Raw genomic sequence first — 19,284 nt, 5'->3', positions numbered from 1 at the left:
TCACCGGACGGCCAGGGCCTCCGTGGGAGAGAGCCGGGCCGCGCGCTCGGCCGGGTAGAGGCCCGCGACCACCCCGACCACGACCGTCGCGGCGAGGCCGCCGAGCGAGGCCCACGCCGGGACGTGGGTCGGCCACGCGCGCAGGGCCGCGTACGCGGTGGTCGCGACGACGCCGAGCACGACGCCCGCGGTCCCGCCCAGGAGCGCGAGCAGCAGGGACTCGGCGAGGAACTGGGCGCGGACGTGCTCGCGCGTCGCGCCGAGCGAGCGGCGCAGGCCGATCTCGCCGCGGCGCTCCAGCACCGAGACCACCATCGTGTTCGCGACCCCGACGCCGCCGACGAGCAGCGCGACCGCCCCGAGTCCCAGCAGGAGCCCCGTGAACGCCTCGTCCGCCGCCGCCCGCGCCGCGAGCGCGTCGGACGGTCGCGACACCCTGACCTCGTGGGGAGCCGCCGGGTTCGCGGTCGCCGCGAGCACGGCGCGCACGTCCGCGACCGACGCCTCCTCGGAACGGGTGTACACCGTGGTCGGGTGCCCGTCGAAGCCGAGCACCTCGGCCGCGACGGGGCGGCCCACGAGCGCCGCCGTGTCGATCTCCGGGGCGAGCACCACGGGGTCGAGGACCCCGACGACGGTGAACCGCTCGCCCCCGACGAGCACCTGCACCTCGGGGTCGGCGTGACCGATCCCGAGGAGCCGGGCCGTGGTCGCGCCGAGCACGACCGCCGGGTACCGGGCGGTCGCGGCGTTCAGCCACGCCCCCGAGGCGACCGTCGCGCCGAGCGCGGGAGGCAGGTCGAGGTCCGCGGCGTACGTCGCGATGCCGCCCGTCTCGACCGCGGGCACGAGGTCGCTGCGGTACACCGCGGCGTCGACCGCCCCCACGGACGACACGTCCGTCACGGGCCCGATGCGGGCGATCATGGCCGGGGCCTCGTCGGGCAGGGCGGCCGCGCCACCGAGGAGGTCGTCGCCGGGGACGACGCGCAGCAGGTCGGTGCCGAGCCGGTCGAGCTGCCGGTCCAGCTCGACCCGACCGGAGCTGGAGATGCCCACCACGGCGACCATCGCCGCGATCCCGATCGCGATCCCCAGCGCGGAGAGGACGACCCGCGCGGGGCGCGCCCGCAGCCCGGCCCCACCCACGCGCAGGAGGTCGGCGGCGCGCAGCCGCGCCGGCACGAGCGCGCTCACGCGTGCACCCGCCCGTCGCGCAGGACGACGCGCCGCCGCGCGCTCGCCGCGACCTCGGCGTCGTGCGTGATGACGACGACGGTCGTCCCGTCGCGGTGCAGCCCGGCGAGGAGGGCCATGACCTCGCCGCCCGACGCGGAGTCGAGGTTGCCGGTGGGCTCGTCGGCGAGCAGGAGCGCGGGCGACCCCGCCACGGCGCGCGCGACCGCGACCCGCTGGCGCTCGCCGCCCGACAGCTCGTGCGGCCGGTGCGCGAGCCGGTGGCCCAGCCCGACCCGCTCCAGCGCCTCGACGGCGAGGCGCCGACGTCGCGCCGGCGCGACGCCCTGGTAGAGCATCCCGTCGGCCACGTTCTCGACCGCGCTCACCCCGGCGGCGAGGTGGAACTGCTGGAACACGAACCCGATGCGGCGCGCACGCAGCGCGGACAGGCCGCGGTCGGAGAGACGCGAGACGTCGTGCCCGTCGACGCGGACCGTGCCGGCGCTCGGGCGGTCGAGCGTCCCGACGATCTGGAGCAGCGTGGACTTGCCCGAGCCGGACGGGCCCACGACGGCGACGAAGTCGCCCTCCTCGACCGTGAGGTCGGCGTCCCGGAGCGCCACGACGCCGTCGTACTCCTTGGTGACGGCGTCGAGCTCGACGACGGCGCTCATCCCGGGACCACCACCCGGTCGCCCGCGGCGAGGCCGGCCCCGGACACCTCGACGCGACCGTCCGCGAACAGCCCGGTCTCGACCGCGACGAGCGCCGTCCCGCCGTCGTCGACGCGCTCCACCGCGTAGCCGCCCTCGGCGAGCGCGAGCAGCGCTGCGACCGGCACGGTGAGCACGTCGTCGCGCCGGTCCGCCGCGAACGCGACACGCGCGGTCGACGCGACCGGCGCGTCGTCCCCCGCGAGCGCCGCCGGGTCGTCGGGCGTCACCGTCGCTCGCAGCACCGTGGTGCCGTCCTCCTCGCCGGCCACGCCCGGCGGGCCGGGGACCACGACGGTCTCGACGCGCGCGACGGTCGCGGGGAGCACGGAGCCGTCGGGCAACGTCACCGAGACCGTCGCGCCCGCGACGGCGAACCGTGCGTCGCGCGGGTCGAGGTCGACCGTGACCACGCGCTCCTGCCCCGCGACGACGACCAGGTCGCCCGCGGCGTCGTCCCCGACCTCGGCGACCAGGTCGGCGACCAGCACGGCGTCGGGCGCGTAGTGCACGACCCCCGGCTCGACGACGCCCGTCCGCGCCACGCCCAGGTCCGCCTGCCACGCCCGCACGGCCACGGCGGTGGCGGACGTGAAGCGGTCGTCGACGTCGAAGCCCGTCCGGCCGAGGGCCGCGAGGTTCTCCTCGAGCTGGCGCACGTCGGGTCCCGAGACGCCCTCCTGGAGCGTCCGGTACGCGGGCAGGTCCCCGAGCAGCAGGACCGTCGGCACCTCGTCGACCCGGTAGAGCTGCTCCCCGCGCCCGACGACGGCGCCCGCCACGGGGAGCCACGTGACCACGCCGGACGCAGCGCGGAGCGTCCGGCGCCCGACGAGCCCGACCTCGCCCGGCTCCTCGGTCGTCGCCACGAGGTCCTGGCGCGTGACCTCCGTGGTCGCGGGTGCGACCGCACCCACCGGCCCGTCGGACGGCCCGAACCCGAACCCGTCCGCCGCGGCGGCCACGAGTCCGAGACCGGCCAGCGTCGCCGCGCCGAGCACCGCCCATCCCGCGCGGCGCGCCACGGTCGCGCGCCCGCCCGGCCGCGGGCTCATCCCTGGCCCTCCCCGGCCGGCGCGCGGCTCTCCGTGCACGCGTCGAGCGCGGTCGTGTACTCCGGCGACGACGGGTCGACGCCGCTCCCCGCGGGCATGTCGACGACGCCCTCGGGGTTCGGGTCGGGGAATCCCTCGACGCCGTGGTCACGCATGCAGGCGGCGAGCTCGCGCAGGCGGGCGAGCTGCTCCGGGTCCGCGTCCGGCGGGGCTCCGCCGCCCGGGAGGTAGCGCCCGCACGCCGCGAACGCGGCGTCGGCCTCGGCGCGCGAGACGCCGTCGGGGTAGGTGTAGGTGAACTCGCCGTCCGAGCTCGTCGGCGGCGGGATCGGAGCGCCCTGCTCCTCCATGCACGCGCTGAGGCCCGCCGGGTCGCCGTCGACCGACGGCTCCGACGGGGTGCTCGTCGGCGTCCCGGTCGTCGCGTCGTCGAGCGACGCGACCGACGGCGCGTCGCTCGTGGCGCCCGGTGCGCACCCGACCGGGAGTGTCACGAGCAGCCCGACGATCAGCGCGAGGGCCGGCAGGACCGGCGCCCGCCCTCGGCGCCTCCGTCCGGTCGTCGGTCCGGCCGTCGGTCCGGTCGGTCCGGACATCGCTGCGGTCCTCCTCGACCTGGTCATGAGCGCCTCCTCGGCGGTGGGGAGCAGGACGTGGCCGTCCTCCTGGCCCTCCACCCCACCGGACGGCGCGTTTCCCGGGCGTGACCGGTCCCGGTAACGCCCGCGCAACGGGCGGCACGCGACACTGTGCGGATGCGCATCCTGGTCGCCGAGGACGAGCCCTTGCTCGCGGACGCCGTCGCCGAGTGGCTCCGCGGCGCGGCGCACGCCGTCGACGTGGTGGGAGACGGCGCGAGCGCGCTCGAACGCGTCGCCGTCCACGACTACGACCTCGTCGTCCTCGACCGCGACCTGCCCGTCGTGCACGGCGACGACGTGTGCCGGCACGTCGCGGCGTCCGCACCGACCACGCGCGTCCTCATGCTCACCGCGGCCGGGAGCGTGGAGGACCGGGTCGCGGGCCTCGCGATGGGTGCGGACGACTACCTCGCCAAGCCGTTCGCGTTCGCCGAGCTCGGCGCGCGTGTGCAGGCGCTGGGCCGACGGTCGCGACCCGCGGCTCCCCCGGTCCTGTCGCGCGCGGGTGTCCGGGTCGACCTGCACCACCGCCAGGTCGTGCGCGACGGCCGCTACGTGCCGCTGTCGCGCAAGGAGTTCGCCGTCCTCGTCGAGCTCCTGCTCGCGGACGGGGGGTTCGTCTCGGCGGAGCGGCTGCTGGAGAAGGCGTGGGACGAGAACGTCGACCCCCTCACGGGCGTGGTCCGGGTGACGATCCTCAAGCTGCGCCGCAAGCTCGGCGAGCCCGCGATCATCGAGACCGGGGCCGGCGTGGGGTACCGGATCCGGTGAGCCGGTCCGGGTCGAGAGGTCCGCGCCTGACGCTGCGCGCCCGGCTCACGGTCGTGCACGCCGCGCTGTTCGTCGTCGCGGGCGCCGTCGTGCTCGCGCTCACCTGGGCGCTCGTGCGGCAGCGGCTCGTGGGCGAGGCGTCGCTCGTCAGCGCGTCGTTCTGCTGCACCGCACCCGACGAGTCGCCCGTCGCCCCCGGGCAGGAGATCACCTACGAGGTGCTGGTCGGGCTCGTCGGCGCGGCGCGGGGCGAGGCACTGACCGCGGTGCTGACCCAGGGGGCGCTCGCGCTCGTCACGGTGGGTGCGCTCGCCGCGTGGGCGGGGTGGCTGCTCGCCGGGCGGATGCTGCGGCCCCTGTCGACGATCACCGCGACGGCGCACCGCATCGCCGAGTCCCCCGACGCCGCCCGGCGCATGCACGAGCGGATCGGGATGGACGGCCCGCGCGACGAGGTCACGGAGCTCGCGGACACGTTCGACGGCATGCTCGGGCGCCTCGACGACGCGTTCGACGCGCAGCGGCGGTTCGTCGCGAACGCGTCCCACGAGCTGCGCACGCCGCTGACCCTGCACCGCGCGCTCGTCGAGGTCGCGGTCGAGCGGCCCGGGGCGTCGGACGACGTGCGCCGCCTCGGCGAGTCCCTGCTGGACGTCACGGCCCGGCAGGAGCGGCTGCTCGACGGTCTGCTCCTCCTCGCCCGGTCCGAGCGCGGGCTCGCCGACCGCCGGTTCGTCGACCTCGCGGACGTCGTCGAGCACGTGCTGGACCCTCCGCCGGGCGCACCCGCGCCGGACCTCGGGGTCCGGGTGGAGGCGTCGTGCGACGAGGCCCCCACGTCCGGCGACCCGCTGCTTCTCGAGCAGCTCGTGCGCAACCTCGTGGAGAACGCCGTGCGGCACAACCTCCCGCACGGCTGGGTGCGGGTCACCACGCGGTCCGACGCCGCGGGCGACGCCGTGCTCGAGGTCGCCAACTCCGGTCCCCCGGTCGCGCCCGACGACCTCGCCGGCCTGTTCGAGCCCTTCCGGCGCCTCGGCGGGGAACGGACCGGCGCCGGCGCGGGGAGCGGGCTCGGCCTGTCGATCGTCCGCGCCGTCGTGGCAGCGCACGGTGGGGACGTGACGCTCGCCGCGCGGACGCAGGGCGGCCTCGTCGTGACCGTGCGGCTCCCCGGCGAGGCCTACGAGGTGGTCCCGGCAGACGCAGGGTGAACCCTCGCCGGGAACTCGGAGCGCCGGTCTCCGACCGGGCCCGCACCGTGGCGGCACAGAACCTACGCAACCGTAGGTTACGGTGGCGTAGTGAACACTCTGGCGACGAGGCCGTGGACCGACCGCTACGCCCCCGGCGTCCCGAAGGACGTCGAGGTCCCTGACGAGCCGGTCACGGCCGCCCTCTACCGCGCGGCCGAGCGCTGGCCGGACCGCGTCGCGGTCGACTTCTTCGGCGCGACAACGACCTACGCCCGGCTCGTCGCGCAGGTCGAGCGTGCCGCGAGCGCGCTGCACGACCTGGGCGTCCGGGGCGGCGACCGCGTCGCGCTCGTGCTCCCGAACAGCACGTCGCACGTCGTCGCGTTCTACGCCGTCCAGCGCCTCGGCGCCGTCGTCGTCGAGCACAACCCCACGTACACCGCCGACGAGCTCGCGCACCAGCTCGCCGACTCGGGGGCGAGCGTCGCCGTCGTGTGGACCAAGGCGGTGCCCGCCGTGCTCGACGCCCGCGCGCACGCGCCCGGGCTGCGGACCGTCGTCGGGCTCGACATCGCGCGCGACCTGCCGCGCGGCAGCCGCCTCGCGCTGCGCCTGCCCGTCGCGCGGGCGCGCACCCAGCGCGACGCGCTGCGCGGCCCCGTGCCGGCCGGCGTCCCCGACTGGCACGACCTCGTCCGCCGCGCGCGGGCGCTCCCGCCGGCGCTCCCCCACCCGGGTGCCGACGACGTCGCGCTCCTCCAGTACACGGGCGGCACCACCGGCACGCCCAAGGGCGCGGTGATCACGCACCGCAACCTCGTCGCGAACGTCGTGCAGGGCCAGGCGTGGGCGACGTTCGAGGAGGGCGCGGAGACGGTCTACGGCGTGCTGCCCTTCTTCCACGCGTTCGGCCTGACGTTCTGCCTCACGCTGCCCGCGCGCATCGGCGCGACGCTCGTCGCGTTCCCGAAGTTCGACCCGCAGGCGTTCGTCGCCGCGCAGGCGCGCCGCCCCGCGACGTTCTTGCCCGGCGTCGCCCCCATGTTCGACCGCATCGTCGACGCGGCGGACGCGGTGCCGGGCGCCGGCGGCGACCTGACCTCGATCCGCCTCGCGTTCGCGGGCGCCATGCCCATCACCGCCGAGACCGCGGCGCGCTGGGAGGACGCGACGGGCGGGCTGCTCATCGAGGGGTACGGCATGACCGAGACGTCGCCGATCTCGCTCGGCAACCCCTGCTCCGACGACCGCCGCCCCGGGACGCTCGGCCTCCCCTTCCCCAGCACCGAGATCCGCGTCGTCGACGCCGACGCGCTCGACGCGGGCGACCTGCGCGACGCCGACCCCGAGCCGACGGACGATCCCGCGGCACCGCGCACCGTGCGCGGCGAGCTGCTCGTGCGCGGCCCGCAGGTGTTCCAGGGCTACTGGAACCGCCCCGAGGAGACCGCGCACCAGCTCCTGGACGACGGGTGGCTGCGTACCGGCGACGTCGTACGGGTCGCGCTCGACGGCCCCGACGCCGGGCTCGTCACGCTCGTCGACCGCATCAAGGAGATGATCGTCACCGGCGGGTTCAAGGTGTACCCCTCCCAGGTGGAGGACCACCTGCGCGGCATGCCCGGCGTCCGGGACGTCGCCGTCGTGGGCGTGCCGGGCGGCGGCTCGGACGAGCACGTCGCCGCCGTCGTCGTGCTCGACGACACGGACGGCGCCGGCTCACCCCCGCGCGTCGACCTCGCCGCCGTGCGCGAGTGGGGCGAGCAGCGTCTGGCCCGCTACGCCCTGCCGCGCACGCTCGCCGTCGTGCCGGAGCTCCCGCGCTCCCAGATCGGCAAGGTCCTGCGCCGCGTCGTGCGCGAGGACCTGCTGCACCGCGACGACGTCGAGCGCCACCGCCCCTGACCCCGAAGCAGACCCGACCCGCGGACCCAGAACCGTGGCCCCCGCGAGCAAGAACCCCGTCCCGCCGAAGTAGAACCCTGGTCGCGCGAGGTAGAACCCCGGTTCCGCCGAAGTAGAACCCTGGTCGCCCGACGTAGAACTGTGGTCCGCCGAGGTAGAACTGTGGTCGCGCGAGGTAGAACCGCCGTCGTGCCCAGCGACGACCGGCCGCCCGCGGCGGTCGTTCGTCACGTGCTCCCCGATGTCCGGCGGGCGGTGACCCGCCGCGGTCGGGCCACCGAGCGCCACGACTCCGGCGCCGGCCGGGTCGCGCGCCCGAGGCCGCCCGCGCGGCGCCAGCCCAGGGCGAGCCAAGGCCAGGGTGAGACGACGACGGTCGGGGTGGGTGGTGGTGCCGCGTCGTGGCGGGCCTGGCGGGAGCCGCGAGGAACGAGCGGCGGATGGTAGACGCGGCACCACCACCCACCCCGACCACCCACCCAGCCACGCGCCGTCGGGCACAAGAACCAGAGTTCTACCTCGGCCGACCACGGTTCTACCTCGCGCAACCAGGGTTCTACCTCGCGCAACCAGGGTTCTACCTCGGCAGACCAGGGTTCTACCTCGCGGAGCGAGCCGCCTGTTCGGCGTACGGGCGGGGTTCGCCGTAACCTGGCAGACGTCGTCGGCGACGTCCGCGACGCAGGCGGGCGAGCACCGGCGCTCTCCCCGCCCGTCGCCCCGAGGAGGCCCCGTGCCCGAGCCCGTCACCGTTGCGCCCGACCCGGCAGCCGCCGCCCGGACGCCGCACGTCGTGGTGGTCGGCGCGGGGTTCGCCGGTCTCGCCGTCGTCAAGGGGCTCGCGAAGGCGCCGGTGCGCGTGACGCTCGTCGACCGGCGCGTGTACAACACGTTCCAGCCGCTGCTCTACCAGGTCGCGACGGGCGGCCTGAACCCCGGCGACGTCACGTACTTCCTGCGCGGGCTGCGGCTCGGGCAGAAGAACGTGCGGGTCGTGCACGAGCACCTCGTCGAGGTCGACCACGAGGCGCGGCGCATCCGGCTGCTCAACGACGAGTGGGTCGACTTCGACTACCTGGTCCTCGCGAACGGCGTCACGGCGAACTTCTTCGGCACCCCGGGCGCCAAGGAGAACTCGTTCCCCATGTACTCGCGGTCCCAGGCGATGAAGATCCGCGACACGCTCTTCATCCGCCTCGAGAAGGCCGCGGCGAACCCGGGCACGGACGAGGGGCTGCGCGTCGTGGTCGTGGGCGGCGGCGCGACGGGCGTGGAGGTCGCGGGCGCGCTCGCCGAGCTGCGCACGGCGGGGCTGCGGCCCGCGTACCCCGAGATCCACGGGGACGCGTTCGAGGTGAAGATCGTCCAGCGTGGCCCCGAGGTGCTGAAGTCGTTCCACCCGAGCCTGCGCCGGTACGCGGCGGAGGAGCTGCGCCGTCGCCACGTGGGCCTGCACCTGGGTGCCGGCGTCGCCGAGGTGCTGCCGGACGCCGTCGTGCTCACGGACGGCACGCGCATCCGCTCCGACCTCACGGTGTGGTCGGCGGGCGTCCACCCGCACGAGGAGGTCGACGACTGGGGGCTGCCGCGCGGCGAGGGCGGGCGCGTCGTCGTGGGCGACGACCTCCAGGTGGAGGGGCTGCCCGGGGTCTTCGCCGCGGGCGACATCGCGATCTCGCCGGCCGGTCTGCCGCAGCTCGCGCAGCCCGCGATCCAGTCGGGCACGCAGGTCGCGCGCAACGTGCTCGCGCTGGTGGAGGGCCGGCCGACGACGTCCCTGCGGTACTTCGACAAGGGCACCATGGCGGTCATCGGGCGGCGCGCGGCGATCGCTGAGGTCGTCGGGAGGCTCCGGCTCACGCGGGGCGTCGCGTGGCTCGCGTGGCTGTTCGTCCACATCATGGGGCTCATCGGGCCGCGGAACCGCCTGACGACGCTCGCCGGCCTGGTCACGCGCTACGGGTTCCCCTTCCACCGCCGGCCGATCCCCATCGTCGGCGACGTGCCGACCGTCCGGCCGCCCAAGCGCCCCACGCCGGGACGGGACTGACACCCCGAGGATCACCCGGCGTCGGCGGCCCTCCGCCCCGCGCCCGCGGCGACCGTCACGTACCCTCGAAGACGCAAGGCAGTTCGCAGGGGCAACCGGGGGCACGTGTGGTGGCAGGACGAACGACGGCACCGTCGGCGACGACGTACCGGACGAGGAACAGGAACCGACGACGCGCGGGGCGCGTCGCCGTGCTCGCGGTCGTGGCCGCGACGGCGCTGGCCGGGTGCCGCGCCGAGGGTCTTCCCGGCGGGCCGGGCACCCCGCCGCCGTCCCCCAGCGCTGAGCCGACCACCGGACCGACCGCCGAGCCGACCGCGGCCCCGACCGACGGCCCCACCGAGACCCCGACCACCGGGCCGGGCCAGCCGGTGCCGCCCGGCGGGTCCGACGGCGTCGAGGTCTCGGTCGAGATCGAGCCCGCGTTCCCGATGCCGAACCTCGTCGAGACGAAGATCCGGCAGGCGCGCGCCGACCTGGCGCAGCGGGGCGCGTCGACGGTGGTGGTCGTGGACGCGCGCGACCCGGGCGCGGGTGCCCTGCCGGGCGTGTCGAACGGCTGGACGGTCTGCGTCCAGGACCCGGCGGCCGGCGACCTCCTGCGCGGCTCGGCCACGGTGACGTTGGCGGCCGCGCCGAACGCACGGAAGTGCCCCTGACACACCTCCCGCCCCCCTGACACGCTCCCCGGGTGGCGACGGCGTCCACGGGGTAGCACGGTGGACGCACACCGCCAGCAGACAGGAGTGCGCCGCATGAAGATCGCCCTCGTCGGAGCCCACGGCAAGGTGGGCCGGCTGCTCGTCCCGATCCTCGTCGACCACGGTGCTGCCGTCACCGGGATCGTGCGCGCCGAGGAGCAGCTCCCGCTCGTCCGCCGCCTGGGCGGCGAGCCGCTCCTGCTCGACGTCGAGCACGCCTCGGCCGACGAGCTCACGGCCGCGTTCGGCGGGTTCGACGCCGTCGTGTGGTCCGCGGGCGCGGGCGGCGGGAGCCCGGAGCGCACCTACGCCGTCGACCGCGACGCCGCGAGCCGCTCGATGGACGCCGCGGGCGCGGCGGAGGTGCCGCGGTACGTCATGGTGTCGTGGATCGGGTCGGTGCCAGACCACGGCGTCGACCCGGACTCGAGCTTCTTCCCCTACGCGGACGCGAAGCTCGCCGCCGACGACCACCTGCGCGGCACGGACCTCGACTGGACGATCCTCGGCCCGGGCACCCTCACGGACGACGACCCGACCGGCGCGATCCGCGTCGTCGGGGACGGCGCCGACGGGCTCGACGGGGCCGACGACGTCCCGGACGGCGCGGCCTCGCGGGTCTCGCGAGCGGACGTCGCGATGGTGGTGGCGCAGGCGCTGCGCACCCCGGCGTCCTCCGGTCGCTTCGTCCGCTTCACCGCGGGCGAGACCCCGGTCCTCGAGGCGCTCGACCGGTAGCGCTCAGCGTCGCCGGACGCGGCGCTCGACCCGGTCGTGCAGGTCGAGCGCGGTGCGGCGCCACGTCGCGGCGCGCGCCACGACCTGCCCGACGCTCGTGTCCTCCGCGCGCTCGTGAACGACCTCGACCCCGCGCTCGGCGGCGGTCTGCACGATCGTGTCGGTCGCGCCGCGGAGCGCGAGCTGGAGCAGGACGGACGTCGTGCTCGCCTGCGTCTCGCCCGTCCCGAACCGTCGCCGGTACACGACCTGGGTCACGACGCGGTCGAACATCGGGTCCGGCCGGTCACCGGTGCTGTCGCCCTCCCTGCCCAGGAGTGCCTGCGCGTCGGCGACCGCGTCGGCGCCGTCCTCGTCCGGCGGCAGGACGGCGAGGTAGAGGGAGAGCAGGAGCTCGCTGATCTTGCGCAGCACCCACGCACGGCCGGGCAGCGGCGGCAGCGCGACCACGTACTGCGCGAGGTTCACCTCGAGCGCCTCCGCGGACAGGCACGTCCACGCGGGTGCCGTGCGGACCTCGACCACGCGGTCCCACTCGACGTCCTTCCCGTCGAGGCCGACCCTCTCGGGGCCAATCGTCACGGCACCGAACCGGTCGAGCAGCGCGAGCGGCGCCGTCGCGAACCGCGGCACGTACGGGACGAGCCGCACGACGCCTTGTACCGACACGTCCCACTCGCGCTCCAGCGGGTACGACGGGCGCGGGTAGGCGGCGATCGCGCGCCGGACCCAGTCCGCGACGACCTCGTCGAGCCCGCCCTCGTCGGTCTCGTCCTCGGTCGTGCCCTCGGGCGCGTCCTCGGTCGCGTCCTCCGGCACGTCAGCGTCCCCGGCGAGCGCCTCGACCAGGGCGTCCTCGAGCTCCGCGTCCAGGCGCGGGTCGACGACGTCCGCCCCCTCGGCGCCGGCGGCGTCGTCCTCGGCCGCAGGACGCGTCGCCGCCACCGGCGTCGCGGTCGGGTCGTCACGTCGCGCCCGGCGGCCCGGCAGCGAGAACGTGGGCCGCGGGACCGCGGGCAGCGTCGGCCGGGGGATCGTCGGGAGCGTGGGGACGCGCAGGAGCCGGCGCTCGCCGAGCAGACGTGCGAGGGTGCCGCGGTCGTCGCCCGGCACGACCCCGGGCAGGTCCGGGCCGTCGCCCGGCTCGTCGTCCGTCGTCGTGAGGAACGGTTCCTTCGCCACGTGGCCCCCCGTCGTCGCACCCCACGGCGGGCGCACCGAGGGTCAGCGTAGACCTCGGTCGCACGCCGGGACGCCGGTGCCCGTGGGCGCCTGCACCTCGACCCCGCGGCATGGCAGGGCCGGGGCCGCCCCCACGTGGAGGACGACCCCGGCCCGCTGCGCCGCGCCTGTACGGTGGCGCCTGGTGCGGTGGCGTCAGCCGCAGTCGATCGCGTCGTAGGCGACGTCGTACCGCTGGTAGACCGGGTCGCCCCCGCGCCACTGGTACGCGGCGACGGTCGCCGTCCCCGCCGCGACGGACGTCGCCCGGGTGTTGAACGACTGGTACACGTTCTTGTCCGGCGCGAGGGACGACACCTTCTTCTCACCGAACGTGGTGATGAGTCGGACGTCTGCGGGGGCGTCCTCCCCGTTCGTCGCGCGCACCGCGACGTAGGCGGTCCCGTTGAGGCAGCGGGCCTGCGCCTCGATGCCGTCGACGCGCGGGTTGCCCACCCCGTTGACCGCGAACGTGTCCTCGGAGAGCGCCGCGACCGCGTGCCCGATCGCACGCGACATGATGTCGAGCGCCGTCGGGTCGACGTTGTCGATGGTGTCCGCCGGGGAGTGGTAGTTCGGGTCGTAGAAGATGCCCTCGGTGCCGCCGAACAGCGCGACCTCCTCGGCCGTCTTCGAGCCGTCCGCGCCGGTGAACAGGCCGGAAGCCGGGACGCCGTTCTCGATGAACGCCTGGTAGTCGGACCGGCCCGAGAACTCCGTGTCGACCCACGCCTGCCCGATGCCGTCGAAGTAGTCCGTGAACACGGCCTCGGTCTCGGCCGAGCCCGGGGGCACCGGCACGGGCGCCGGGTGCGTCGACTCGTTCGCGTCGTACACGCCGATGATGTAGTTCGGCGAGCCGACCATGTCGAAGTTCAGGTAGGTCGCGATGTCGTCGAGCGCCGCCGGGTCGTTCGCGACGAGGTCGTCGACGTAGTGGGTCGAGCCGCGCAGGCCGACCTCCTCCGCGCCCCACCACGCGAACCGGACGGCGTTCTCGACGTCCTGCCCGCCGTCGGTCGCGGCGGCGAGCTGGACGGCGACCTCGAGGATCGCGGCCGAGCCGGACCCGTTGTCGTTGATCCCCGCACCGTCCTCGACGCTGTCGAGGTGCGCGCCCGCCATGACGACGTTGTGGTCGCGACCGCCCGGGGTCTGGGCGAGCACGTTGAAGGACTCGAACTGCTCGACGTGCGTCTGCAGGTCGTACGTCGCCTCCGCGGGCGCGCCGCCCGCGATCGCGGCGAGGATCGCCTGGCCGTCGGCCTGCGTGATGCCGACCGTCGGGACCCACGCGTCGTTCTCCGCACCGAGCGTCGGGCTGAGAGCACCGTCGGTGTTGTTGTAGAGGATGACGGCGGCGGCCCCGGCGGTCGAGGCGTGCAGCACCTTGTCCGCGAACGGGCACGACCCGCGGCTGACGAGCGCGACGGCACCCGCCACGTCGATCCCGTCCCAGGTGTCGGCGGTGCAACCCTGCACGAGCGGGTCGCCGGGCTGCACGATCGGGCCCGTGACGCCGTCGTCCGGGGTGTCGGGAGCGAACTCGGCGGGGTACAGGTCGGACGTCACGGAGACGCCCGCCGCGGTGAGGGACAGGTCGTCGGTGACCAGGTCCTCGAAGGTGAAGTACTGGCGCTCGGGCTCGTAGCCGGCGGCGGCGAGCTCCTGCTCGACGTACGCGGCGCTGGCCTCGTAGCCGGGCGTCTCCATCGCGCGGTTGCCGCCGTTGGCGTCGGCGATGTCCTGGAAGTCCTGGAGCCGTTCCATGACCGCGTCGCCGGTGACGAGGTCCTCGAGCGGGGGCGGCCCGGCGGCGGCACGCAGGCCACCTCCGGGAGCGGCGCCGACGGGCGCCGCGGTCAGAGCCGCGAGCACGAGGCTCGCGGCGGCGACAGACGGGACGATCGTTCGTGGTCTCACGCATCCTCCTCGACAGTGGCCCCCGCCGACCGCCCCCGGTCGTGTCGGGGTCCGGCCGAGTCGCACACGAGACGCGACGCTGCGGAGGCTCGTGTGCTGGCGAGCGTAGGCCCGCAGGGGCGTGCGCGAAAGCCCTGCGCCCCACGGCGCCGGGTGTTCACGTGGCCGTCACGGTCCGGCGGGGCGGGACGGGGGTGGCGACGGTGTCGGGCAGAATGTGCCCCGTGCCCGGATTCGCCGTCGTCGACCTCGAGACCACGGGGTTCTCCCCGCGGCTCGGCGACCGGGTGGCCGAGGTCGCGGTGGTCCTCTTGGACGACGCGGGCCAGGTCGAGGACGAGTGGTGCACCCTGGTCAATCCCGAGCGCGACCTGGGGCCGCAGCACGTGCACGGCATCGCGGCTGCGGACGTCGCGCTCGCCCCGACGTTCGACCGCGTCGCCCCCGCCCTCCTGCGCCTCCTCGCCGGGCGCGTCCTCGTGGCGCACAACGCGGCGTTCGACACGCGGTTCCTGCGCGCGGAGATCGGGCGCGCCGGGATCTCTGCGGCGATCGACCCGGTCGCGTGCCTGTGCACGCAGCAGCTCGCCGGCCGCTACCTCACGGGCTCGCGCGCGCTGGCCGCGTGCTGCGCCACAGTCGGCGTCGTGCACGACGGCGTCCACTCGGCCCTGGGCGACGCCCGCGCCACCGCGGGGCTGCTCGGGCACTACCTCGACGTCGCGGCCGACGACGAGTGCTGGGACGTGGCGCGCGCCGCGGCCGACGGCGTGCGGTGGTCGCTGCCCGCCACGCTCCCCGACGTGGAACCCGTCCTGCGCGGGGCCAGCCGTGCGCGCGGCCACTGGCTCGCCGCGCTCGACGAGGTGGTGCCCCGCACCCCCGGTGGGCGTTCGCCCGACGCGTACGTGCGCCTGCTCGACGACGCCCTCCTCGACCGGTACGTGTCCCACGCCGAGCGGGCGGCGCTCGTCGCCGAGGCACGCCGCGCCGGTCTCGACCGCCCGGCCGTCGAACGGGTGCACCGGGACTATCTCGCCGCCCTCGCGACGGCGGAGGTCGCGGCGCGAGCCGGTACGACCGACCGCGGCGCCCGCGACGACGACGCCACGACCCTGCGCGACGATCCCGCGCTGCACGAGGTCGCCGGTCAGCTCGGCCTCGACGCCGACGACGTCGCGGGTGCCGTCGACGCGGCGCTCGGGGCGCGGCTCACGCAGGAGACGGCGGTCGGGCCGCGTCCGGCGTTCGTGCTCTCGGACGGCGCCGAGGTCGTGCTCACCGGGTCGATGTCCCGCCCGCGCGAGACCTGGGAGCGCGACGTGCGCGCCGCCGGTCTCTCCCCCTGGCCTTACGTGACGCGCCGTACCCGCCTCGTCGTCGCGGCCGACCCGGACTCGCTCTCGACGAAGGCCCGCACCGCCCGCCGCTACGGCATCCCCGTCGTCACCGAGGCGGCCTTCGCGGCCCTGCTCGCCACGCGGGACACCGCGAGCGGGCGCACGTCCGGCACCGGGGTGCGACGCTGGGCGTCATGAGCGAGGGCACCACGCCCGGCACCGCGGACGGCGCCGCAACCGACGTCGGCGCGCTCGTCGACGGGCTCTTCGCGCTGCCGCTCGAGCAGTTCGTCGTCGCCCGCACCGCGGCGGCGAAGGAGATCAAGGCGTCGGGGGACGCCGTCGGCGCGGAGCGCGTGGCGCGGCTCGCGAAGCCGACCGTGGCGGCGTGGGTCGTCAACCAGGTCGCGCGCGAGCGACCCGACGACGTCGCCGCGCTCGTCAGCCTCGGGGACGAGCTGCGCGACGCGACGGCGGACCGCGACCGCACGCGCATCAGGACGCTCGACCGGCTGCGGCGCGAGCGCGTCGAGCGCATCGTGGGCGAGATCCGCGACGCGGGCGAGGTCGCCGGCCGGGCGGTGTCCGCGACGGCGCTCGACCGGCTCGCCGAGACGCTCACCGCCGCGGTCATGGACCCGGACGCGGGGGCGCTCGTGCGCGCGGGGCGGCTCTCGCAGGCCCTCCAGCACGTCGGGTTCGGCATCGTCGACGAGGGCGGCGAGCCCGCCGACGTCGTCGAGCTGAGGGCATACGTCGGCGCGGCCGAGCGCGGCGGGTCCGGGACCGCGGAGAAGGAGGCGAGGGACGGGAGCGGAGCGCCCGGTGCCGGGTCCTCGCGCTCGGAGCCCTCCCGCGCGGACGACGAGCCGCCCGAGGACCCCGTCGCGGCTGCCGAGCGTGAGGTCGACGAGACCGCGGCCGAGGTCGACCGCCGGGAGGCCGAGCGCGACGAGGCCGACGCCGCGGTGCGCGCGGCAGGCGACGCCGTCGGCGACGTGGAGGACGCGCTGGGGCGTGTGGAGGACGAGCTGGCCCGGCTCGCCGACGAGCGCGAGGAGCTGCGTGCGCGGCTCGCCGACGCGCGCGACACCGAGGCCACGGCCCGCGAGTCGCTCGACGCGGCCGACGCACGGCTCGACGCCGCCGAGGAGCGCGCCGCGGCCGCCCGCAAGAGGAGGCGCACCGTGCGGCGTGCCTGAACGAGCCTCCCGGGCAACGACTCGCGGCGACGTCCTCCCTACGGGCTCCCGGTCCAGGTGCCGCCGTCGTCGAGCGTCACCGTGCCGCCGGTCAGCTCACCCTCGATGCACGCCACGAGAGCCTCCGCGGTATCCCGCGTCGTGCGCGGCGCGAGCCGGACGGCCCAGGAGGACGACGGCAGGTCGGCCGTCCCCCACTCCTCAACGACCGCGGTCCCCGACGTGTCGAGGCACCCCCGCCAGTCGCCCTCCGCGTGGCTGAGCGCGACGACCCAGGTGTGCCCGCCGGGCAGCTCGTCGTCCGCGCCGCCGCAGGCCGTCGCGCTCACGACCGTCGCCGCGACGGCCGTCCATGCCGCGGCCCGCCGCCGTGCGGCGCCCCTGCGTCGTCGCCCGTCCATGCGTACCGTCCGTCCCGCCCGCCTGCCCACGTCGCGTCACCCTGTCCGCGACCGCGGCCAGGATAGTGATTCCCCGTACGCCGGTGCGGGAGAACCACACGATCTGCCGCCGGCCGTTGACCGGGCGGAGGCCGCGGCGGGACCGTCGCCCCATGGCCCGCACCGCACGCGACGACGAGGTCGCCACCCGATCGATCCCCGCTCCGGCCCCGCCCTCGGCACCGCGCGCGGCCGCACCGCGGTCGCACCATCCCCGCGCGGTGTTCGTCGGAGCCCTCGTCGGGGTCTGCGCCGTGCTCGCCGGAGCGCCCGCGAGCGCCGCGGCGAACGACGCGGGGAGTGACGTCGTCGTGCACGTGGAGACGGCGAACGAGCTGCGCGCGGCCCTGACGTCCGCCACGCCGGGGCAGACGATCGAGCTCGCGGACGGGACGTACGTCGGCAACTTCAAGGTCACGGGCCGGGCGGGGACCGCGAGCGCCCCGGTCATGCTGCGCGGGAGCGCCGCGGCCGTGCTGCGGACGTCGAGCGGGGGTGGGAACGTCCTGCACCTCACCGACGCCGACCACTGGACCGTTCTGGGCGTCACTCTCCAGCACGCGCAGAAGGGCATCATGGTCGACTCGTCCGACCACGTGACGATCGACGGGGTCACCGTGCACGACCTCGACATGGAGGGCATCCACTTCCGGTCGTCGAGCTCGTACGGGGTCGTGCGCGGCTCGACGATCCACGACACGGGCCAGAACCGGCGCGGCATGGGCGAGGGCGTGTACGTCGGCTCGGCGAACGACTACTCCGACCGGTCGGACCACGTGCAGATCCTCGACAACACCATCGGGCCGCGGGTGCGCGGCGAGAACGTCGACGTCAAGGAGGGGACGACGGGCGGACGGATCGCGGGCAACACGTTCGTCGGAGACGGGCTCACGGGCGCGAACTACGACGACTCGTGGGTCGACGTGAAGGGGAACGACTACGTCGTCGAGGACAACGTGGGGACGGCGACGACGAAGTCGGGCTTCCAGACCCACCAGCAGTCGCCCGGGTGGGGCTGCGGGACGGTGTTCCGCGGCAACCACGCCGACCTCAACGGCGCGGCGGGCAGCGGTCGGTACGCGATCGAGGTCACCGTGCACGACCCCGTGACCTGCCCGGTCACCGTCACGGACGACAACACGGTCGTCGGCGGCGACGGCCTCGTGAACCCCGGCGTCCCCGTGGTGCCCGCCGACGGCACGCCGACGCCCGGTCCCACCGAGGAACCGACGCCGGACCCCACCGACCCGGCCGAGCCGCAGCCGACGGACACTCCGGACCCCGAGCCCGAGCACCCCGAGGAGTGCGACGACCCGACGCTCACCGCATGGTCCGCGACGACGGTCTACGTCGGTGGCGACCGCGTGCTGCACGGCGGGAGCCTGTGGCAGGCGCGCTGGTGGACCCGGGGCGAGACGCCGTCGTACACCGAGTGGGGCGTGTGGCAGCACCACGCGCTGTGCTGAGGTCCCGGGGGCACGTTCGTCGTGCGCGAACGCGGGATTGAGCGAGGCGCGCTCAAGGTTGGACGGGTCAGGACGCCACGGGCCGACCGTGGCACGACAGACCTGGAGGACCACCATGATCAGCACCTACACCGTGGCACCGTTCCGCCCGCTGCCCACCGAGCGCGTCGTGCGCCAGCTCTGGACGCGGCCCTCGGGTGCCCCCGTCGCCCGGCCCGGCTACGCGCCGGCCGCCGACGTCTACCGCGAGGGCGACGACCTCGTCGCCCGCTTCGACCTGCCGGGCGTCGACCCGGAGCGCGACGTGACCGTCGAGCTCGAGGGCCGTCGCCTCGTCGTCCGCGGCGAGCGACGCGACCAGCGCGCGGTCGAGTCCCCCGGGGCCGACGACGCCGCGGACGGCGAGCAGGCCGAGGGCGAGCAGACCGACGCGCAGCCCGAGGCTCAGGCCGAGGCGGGCGCCGCCGTCGCCGAGGCAGCCCCGGCCGGGCGGCGCATCCGTGAGGTGCGGTTCGGCGAGTTCCGCCGCACCGTCACCCTGCCGAAGACGGCGGAGGCCGACGCCGTCCGCGCGTCGTACGACGCGGGCGTGCTCACCGTGACCGTCGCCGGCGTGTTCGCCGGCCGCGCTCCCCAGCGCATCGAGGTCACGCGCGCGGCCTGACGCCGCCGGTGCGACGCGCGGCGTCGCACCGGCCATGACCCCCGGTCGCGCCCGCCCCTGCGCGACCGGGCCCGAGGAC

The 19,284-nt window shown here is 75.9% G+C and carries 17 protein-coding genes; 10 read left to right on the top strand and 7 right to left on the bottom strand.

Features of this window, described 5'->3' with window-relative positions; translation table 11 throughout:
* Genes FIC82_RS04260 through FIC82_RS04245 form a run of 4 tightly spaced genes read right to left on the bottom strand, consistent with a single transcriptional unit; the run spans nt 1 to nt 3,543 of the window.
* Entirely contained in the window at nt 1-1,197 is a 1,197-nt protein-coding gene (locus tag FIC82_RS04260) for an ABC transporter permease (protein ID WP_168731478.1), read from the bottom strand.
* Nucleotides 1,194-1,853, bottom strand: coding sequence for an ABC transporter ATP-binding protein (locus FIC82_RS04255; protein WP_154797690.1), 660 nt, complete (start codon nt 1,851-1,853; stop codon nt 1,194-1,196). Before FIC82_RS04255 ends, FIC82_RS04260 begins: the two co-directional genes overlap by 4 nt.
* On the bottom strand, nt 1,850-2,947 hold the full coding sequence (locus FIC82_RS04250; RefSeq protein WP_154797689.1) for an efflux RND transporter periplasmic adaptor subunit: 1,098 nt from the start codon (nt 2,945-2,947) through the stop codon (nt 1,850-1,852). The genes FIC82_RS04255 and FIC82_RS04250 overlap by 4 nt, the downstream gene beginning before the upstream one ends.
* Nucleotides 2,944-3,543, bottom strand: coding sequence for a hypothetical protein (locus tag FIC82_RS04245; RefSeq protein WP_154797688.1), 600 nt, complete (start codon nt 3,541-3,543; stop codon nt 2,944-2,946). Before FIC82_RS04245 ends, FIC82_RS04250 begins: the two co-directional genes overlap by 4 nt.
* Nucleotides 3,544-3,702: 159 nt before the next feature.
* Here FIC82_RS04245 and FIC82_RS04240 point away from each other — a divergent pair, with 159 nt between their 5' ends.
* The 6 genes from FIC82_RS04240 to FIC82_RS04215 all read left to right on the top strand — a co-directional run bounded on the left by FIC82_RS04240 (nt 3,703) and on the right by FIC82_RS04215 (nt 10,949).
* A complete protein-coding gene (locus FIC82_RS04240; RefSeq protein WP_154797687.1) occupies nt 3,703-4,359 on the top strand; it encodes a response regulator transcription factor in 657 nt (218 codons plus the stop codon).
* Nucleotides 4,356-5,573, top strand: a complete 1,218-nt coding sequence (locus FIC82_RS04235) for a sensor histidine kinase (RefSeq protein ID WP_168731477.1) — start codon at nt 4,356-4,358, stop codon at nt 5,571-5,573. Before FIC82_RS04240 ends, FIC82_RS04235 begins: the two co-directional genes overlap by 4 nt.
* A 90-nt stretch (nt 5,574-5,663) precedes the next feature.
* The gene (locus tag FIC82_RS04230) at nt 5,664-7,460 is read left to right on the top strand and encodes an AMP-binding protein (RefSeq protein ID WP_168731476.1); all 1,797 of its coding nucleotides are present in this window, start codon (nt 5,664-5,666) and stop codon (nt 7,458-7,460) included.
* 733 nt (nt 7,461-8,193) lie between these two features.
* Nucleotides 8,194-9,510 carry an NAD(P)/FAD-dependent oxidoreductase gene (locus FIC82_RS04225; protein ID WP_168731475.1) on the top strand — a complete coding sequence of 439 codons (1,317 nt, stop codon included), beginning with the start codon at nt 8,194-8,196 and terminating at the stop codon, nt 9,508-9,510.
* A 191-nt stretch (nt 9,511-9,701) separates the two neighbouring features.
* Nucleotides 9,702-10,169, top strand: coding sequence for a hypothetical protein (locus tag FIC82_RS04220; protein WP_154797686.1), 468 nt, complete (start codon nt 9,702-9,704; stop codon nt 10,167-10,169).
* 96 nt (nt 10,170-10,265) lie between these two features.
* Nucleotides 10,266-10,949, top strand: coding sequence for an SDR family oxidoreductase (locus tag FIC82_RS04215; RefSeq protein WP_154797685.1), 684 nt, complete (start codon nt 10,266-10,268; stop codon nt 10,947-10,949).
* Between the two features lie 3 nt (nt 10,950-10,952).
* On the opposite strand, the gene FIC82_RS04210 is transcribed toward FIC82_RS04215, so the two are convergent.
* Together FIC82_RS04210 and FIC82_RS04205 are read right to left on the bottom strand one after the other, a co-directional pair.
* Nucleotides 10,953-12,131 (bottom strand): hypothetical protein, encoded by a 1,179-nt coding sequence (locus FIC82_RS04210; RefSeq protein ID WP_154797684.1) that lies wholly within the window; start codon nt 12,129-12,131, stop codon nt 10,953-10,955.
* 195 nt (nt 12,132-12,326) lie between these two features.
* Nucleotides 12,327-14,093: a M28 family peptidase gene (locus FIC82_RS04205; RefSeq protein ID WP_253691438.1), complete on the bottom strand. Its 1,767-nt coding sequence runs from the start codon at nt 14,091-14,093 to the stop codon at nt 12,327-12,329.
* A 224-nt stretch (nt 14,094-14,317) separates the two neighbouring features.
* Here FIC82_RS04205 and FIC82_RS04200 point away from each other — a divergent pair, with 224 nt between their 5' ends.
* Together FIC82_RS04200 and FIC82_RS04195 are read left to right on the top strand one after the other, a co-directional pair.
* Entirely contained in the window at nt 14,318-15,631 is a 1,314-nt protein-coding gene (locus FIC82_RS04200; RefSeq protein WP_168731474.1) for an exonuclease domain-containing protein, read from the top strand.
* On the top strand, nt 15,628-16,635 hold the full coding sequence (locus tag FIC82_RS04195) for a hypothetical protein (RefSeq protein ID WP_154797682.1): 1,008 nt from the start codon (nt 15,628-15,630) through the stop codon (nt 16,633-16,635). Before FIC82_RS04200 ends, FIC82_RS04195 begins: the two co-directional genes overlap by 4 nt.
* Before the next feature lie 38 nt (nt 16,636-16,673).
* On the opposite strand, the gene FIC82_RS04190 is transcribed toward FIC82_RS04195, so the two are convergent.
* Nucleotides 16,674-17,036, bottom strand: a complete 363-nt coding sequence (locus tag FIC82_RS04190) for a hypothetical protein (RefSeq protein WP_154797681.1) — start codon at nt 17,034-17,036, stop codon at nt 16,674-16,676.
* A gap of 152 nt (nt 17,037-17,188) precedes the next feature.
* Between FIC82_RS04190 and FIC82_RS04185 the strand changes: the two genes are divergently transcribed.
* A complete protein-coding gene (locus FIC82_RS04185; protein ID WP_154797680.1) occupies nt 17,189-18,541 on the top strand; it encodes a right-handed parallel beta-helix repeat-containing protein in 1,353 nt (450 codons plus the stop codon).
* 115 nt (nt 18,542-18,656) lie between these two features.
* Nucleotides 18,657-19,205: an Hsp20/alpha crystallin family protein gene (locus tag FIC82_RS04180; protein ID WP_154797679.1), complete on the top strand. Its 549-nt coding sequence runs from the start codon at nt 18,657-18,659 to the stop codon at nt 19,203-19,205.
* Nucleotides 19,206-19,284 lie beyond the last annotated feature (79 nt).

This window comes from Cellulosimicrobium protaetiae, assembly GCF_009708005.2.
Lineage (GTDB): Bacteria > Actinomycetota > Actinomycetes > Actinomycetales > Cellulomonadaceae > Cellulosimicrobium > Cellulosimicrobium protaetiae.
Note: the sequence above shows the minus strand (reverse complement) of the source record. Positions and strands in the feature narration are given on the sequence as shown.

Bases quoted from the DNA above. Each gene is read 5' to 3' on its own strand.
- FIC82_RS04250 (WP_154797689.1), bottom strand. From the start codon at position 2,947: ATGAGCCCGCGGCCGGGCGGGCGCGCGACCGTGGCGCGCCGCGCGGGA.
- FIC82_RS04180 (WP_154797679.1), top strand. From the start codon at position 18,657: ATGATCAGCACCTACACCGTGGCACCGTTCCGCCCGCTGCCCACCGAG.
- FIC82_RS04255 (WP_154797690.1), bottom strand. From the start codon at position 1,853: ATGAGCGCCGTCGTCGAGCTCGACGCCGTCACCAAGGAGTACGACGGC.
- FIC82_RS04215 (WP_154797685.1), top strand. From the start codon at position 10,266: ATGAAGATCGCCCTCGTCGGAGCCCACGGCAAGGTGGGCCGGCTGCTC.
- FIC82_RS04240 (WP_154797687.1), top strand. From the start codon at position 3,703: ATGCGCATCCTGGTCGCCGAGGACGAGCCCTTGCTCGCGGACGCCGTC.
- FIC82_RS04195 (WP_154797682.1), top strand. From the start codon at position 15,628: ATGAGCGAGGGCACCACGCCCGGCACCGCGGACGGCGCCGCAACCGAC.
- FIC82_RS04245 (WP_154797688.1), bottom strand. From the start codon at position 3,543: ATGTCCGGACCGACCGGACCGACGGCCGGACCGACGACCGGACGGAGG.
- FIC82_RS04185 (WP_154797680.1), top strand. From the start codon at position 17,189: ATGGCCCGCACCGCACGCGACGACGAGGTCGCCACCCGATCGATCCCC.
- FIC82_RS04190 (WP_154797681.1), bottom strand. From the start codon at position 17,036: ATGGACGGGCGACGACGCAGGGGCGCCGCACGGCGGCGGGCCGCGGCA.